We start from the raw sequence: 1,364 nt of genomic DNA on the forward strand, positions 1-1,364 counted from the left end.
AGACACTATCTCACAAAGTGTGTAAATGAAATTTAGAGGGTTAGGCGTTTAGCCTGACCCTTTCTTCAAAGATAGTCAAAAACTGATTGAGTATTATCCCCCAGTTTTTGATTGGCATCGTCCATTTTCTGGTTGCTTCTCGGGTTGCCAGATAGGCTGATTTCATTACTGCATCATCAGTTGGAAAAGACAGTTTGTTTTTGGTGTATTTCCTGATTTTTCCATTTAGATTCTCGATCAGATTGGTGGTGTAAATGATTTTTCGGATCTCTAATGGGAATTCAAAAAATGCAGTTAGTTCTTCCCAGTTATCTCGCCAACTCTTAATTGCATAAGAATATTTTGAGTTCCACTTGACAGCAAAATCCTCTAAGGCAGCTTCTGCCGCGCTCTTAGTGGGCGCATTATAAATCTGCTTCATATCCTTTGTGAACTCTTTCTTATCTTTCCATACAACGTATCTGCAAGCATTTCTGATCTGGTGAACAACACAGATTTGAGTGGTAGCTTGTGGAAATACATTTCTGATGGTTTCGGTAAATCCATTTAGATTGTCTGTTGCTGTAATCAATAAATCCTCTACGCCACGAGCTTTCATGTCAGTTAAAACACTCATCCAGTAAGAGGAGGATTCATTCTTGCCCAGCCATAGTCCCAAGACTTCCTTTTTTCCATCTCTTCGAAGACCTACGGCAATATAAATAGTTTTATTAATGACCTTGGAGTTTTCCCTTACCTTAAAGACAATACCATCCATCCAAACAATCAAATATACGGGTTCTAAAGGGCGATTCTGCCAGGCAACAATATCATTAACAACCTTATTGGTAATGCGGGATATCGTACTTGTAGATACCTCAAAGTTGTATGCCTCTCGGATTTGATCTTCAATATCACTATTGCTCATTCCTTTGGCATAGAGAGAGACGATAATATTCTCAATACCATCAACCATATTACCTCGTTTGGGGATTATCATGGGGTTAAAAGTAGCATCCCGATCACGAGGAACTTCTATCTGAGTTTCTCCAAGGCTGGTACGTACTTTCTTTTGTCCATAACCATTACGGGAGTTTTGACTGGGAGCTTTCTCGTGTTTCTCATAGCCTAAATGATCATCCAGTTCACCCTCAAGCATCTTCTCAATGCCTCGTTTTTGAACTTGTTTAAGAAAGTCATTGAGTTGGCTTCCTGTTTTAAATTGTTTTAGAATCTCATCGCTTAAAAAATCTTTTGATTTCATAATAAGTGTGTTTAAGTGATTTACTCGCCTTATAAAGTTATTTCCGATTTTTTTCTTGAGCTAGAAAAGGGCTCTCAAAAAATCAGAATAACTTTACTTACACACTTTATGGGATACTACT

General features: G+C 38.0%; 1 protein-coding gene. It reads right to left on the minus strand.

The window, feature by feature from the left end:
* Window positions 1-40: 40 nt before the first annotated feature.
* The gene (locus tag GCQ56_RS20125) at window positions 41-1,243 is read right to left on the minus strand and encodes an IS256 family transposase (RefSeq protein WP_152736335.1); all 1,203 of its coding nucleotides are present in this window, start codon (window positions 1,241-1,243) and stop codon (window positions 41-43) included.
* Between the last annotated feature and the right edge of the window lie 121 nt (window positions 1,244-1,364).

Source organism: Marinifilum sp. N1E240 (assembly GCF_009295825.1).
Lineage (GTDB): Bacteria > Bacteroidota > Bacteroidia > Bacteroidales > Marinifilaceae > Marinifilum_A > Marinifilum_A sediminis.